Raw genomic sequence first — 2,667 nt, forward strand, 5'->3', positions numbered from 1 at the left:
CGCGGCCTTCGGAAGCCGCCGCGCGCGCAGCGGCGGGTCGGGCGGCACCACGTCCTGCATGCGGGGCGCGGCCTCGGCCGCCGGGCCGCGGGCGTCGGCGGCACTGTCCAGTTGCGCGAGCATGCGCGCGATGCGGTCGGCCAGGTGCTCGTTGGTGAGCTTTTCGCGAAAGCGCTCCACCATGAGCGGAAAGGCGAACGGGCTCGGCCGCAGCAGCGCCCGCACCACCCGCTGCTGGCCCTGCATGCGGCGCAGCGCGGCCAGCAGCTGGGCCACGTCCAGCTCCTGGCTCAGCACCTCTTCGTCGGCTTGGCGCAGCAGCATGTTGGTGGTGTCGTATTTGCGAAAGACCTCGAAGAACAGTTGCGACGATGCCTGCAGCTGGCGGGCGCTGCGGCGCTCGCCGGGGTGGCTCTGGAAGATCAGCCCCGACACGCGCGCGATTTCGCGAAAGCGCCGCCGCGCCATCTCGGTGGCGTTCAGGCTGGCCAGCACTTCGTGCAGCAGGGCCTGGCGCTCGGGGTCGCCGTGCGGCGCCTCGGGCAGGGGGTGGCCCGCGGCATCGTCGGCTTCGGCCCGGGCGGCATTGGCCGTGTTGCGGATGGCCAGGGCTTCGCTGGCAGGCACGCGCAGGTCGCAAGCGTCCGCGCCGGGGGCCGGATCCGTCGTGGGCGCGGCGAGGGCACCGGGCGCGGGGCGGGCCTGCGTGCTGAGCAGCTCGGGCAGCAGGGCCGCCCAGTCGCGCTCGGTGGCGCTGAGCAGCTCCAGGCCGTAGTCGTTGACGGCGATCGAGAAGGTGCCCGCCTCGCCCTGCGCCGCGCGCCAGGCGAACAGGCTGGCCAGGCCGGTGTGCGCATGCCGCCCGGCGAAGGGGTAGAGAAACAGGTGCCAGCCTTCGCGCGTGCGCAGGGTTTCGGCCAGCAGCGTGCCGGGCGTGGGCAGGGCCGACCAGCGCTGCTGCACCTCCAGCAGCGGGCGCACGCTTTTCAGCTCGGGCGAGCGGTAGTCGCCGTCCGCCGCCAGCGCGAGCTGGCGCACCACGAAGTCGGCCAGCACGGTGGACAAGGGCATGCGCGATCCCGCCCAGCGCGGCACGGTGGGGCGGCCGCGCGCGGCGCGGCGCACGTAGGCGGTCATGTCCTCGATCTTGACCATCTCCAGCACCTGGCCCGCGAACACGAAGCAATCGCCGGCCGACAGGCGCGACAGAAAGCTCTCTTCCATGGTGCCCAGGCGCGCGCCGTGCAGCACCTGCACCACCATGCTGGCATCGCTCACGATGGTGCCGATGTTGGCGCGGTGGCGCCGCGCCAGGCGCGCATCGGGCATGCGCCACACGCCGCCCTCATCGGGCACCACGCGCTGGTAGTCCGGGTAGACGGCCAGCGACGGCCCGCCCCGGTGCACGAAATCCAGGCACCACTGCCACACGGCGCGCGGCAGGTCGGCATAGGCGGCCGTGCGGCGCACCTCGGCATAGAGCGCCTCGGGCTCGAAGCCGCCGCCCAGGGCGACGGTGACCAGGTGCTGCACCAGCACGTCCACGGGGCGGCGCGGGCTGGCGCGCATCTCCACCTGGCCCGCCTGCACCGCGGCGCGGGCGGCGGCGGCCTCGACCAGCTCCATGCTGTGGGTGGGCACCAGCGTGATGCGCGACGGCCGCCCGGGCGCGTGGCCCGATCGCCCCGCGCGCTGCAGCAGCCGCGCGATGCCCTTGGCCGAGCCGATCTGCAGCACGCGCTCCACGGGCAAAAAAGTCCACGCCCAAGTCCAGGCTGGAGGTGCACACCACCGCCCGCAGCCGCCCGGCCTTGAGCCCGGCCTCGACCCATTCGCGCACACCGCGGTCCAGCGAGCCATGGTGGATGGCCAGCTCGCCCGCCCAGTCGGGCCGCGCATCGAGAATGGCCTTGTACCAGACCTCGGCCTGCGAGCGCACGTTGACGAAGACCAGCGTGGTGCGCGTGCCGGCCAGCTCGCGCACCACGGCGGGCAGCATCGACAGGCCCAGGTGGCCGGCCCACGAAAAGCGCTCGGGATGGTCGGGCAGCAGCGTGTCCACCACCAGACGCTTGTCCACCCGGCCCTGCACCAGCACGCCCTCGCCAGAGCCGCCTTCCTGCCGGCCCGGTGCCTGGCCCAGCAGCGTGTGCATGGCTTCCTCCAGGTTGCCGAGCGTGGCCGACATGCCCCACACGCGCAGCGCCGGGTTCCAGCCCTGCAGCCGGGCGATGGCCAGCTGCACCTGCACCCCACGCTTGTTGCCCAGCAACTCGTGCCATTCGTCGGCCACCACCAGCTGCACGGACGACAGCACTTCGCGCGCATCGCCCCGCGCCAGCAGCAGCGACAGGCTCTCGGGCGTGGTCACCAGCACCGTGGGCAGGCGCCGCGACTGCGCGCTGCGCTCGCTGCTGGCGGTATCGCCCGTGCGCGCGCCGGCCGTCCAGCGCGCCACGCCGCCGTGCACCGGCGCCAGCGCATCGAGCGGCGCCTGCAGCGCCTTGAGCGTGTCGGCCGCCAGCGCCCGCATGGGCGTGAGCCACAGGACGGTGAGCGGTGCGGCGGTGCTCTGGCGCCCCCGCAAAGGGATTGCTTACTTTTTTTATAGCATTCATGCCCTAGTACTCTTTGTGCCGGAGCCCGATTGGTCTCAGATCCTTCCCG

The 2,667-nt window shown here is 73.0% G+C and carries 1 protein-coding gene and 1 pseudogene; both read right to left on the reverse strand.

The window, feature by feature from the left end; genetic code table 11:
* Positions 1 to 1,641: DEAD/DEAH box helicase family protein (locus tag AC27IO_RS22615; RefSeq protein WP_498740885.1), on the reverse strand; the 1,641-nt coding region annotated here is incomplete at its 3' end.
* A 577-nt stretch (positions 1,642 to 2,218) separates the two neighbouring features.
* Positions 2,219 to 2,533 (reverse strand): annotated as a pseudogene (locus AC27IO_RS22620) (DEAD/DEAH box helicase); the annotation flags it as partial.
* Positions 2,534 to 2,667: the final 134 nt, after the last annotated feature.

The organism is Acidovorax sp. KNOB132, assembly GCF_057541515.1.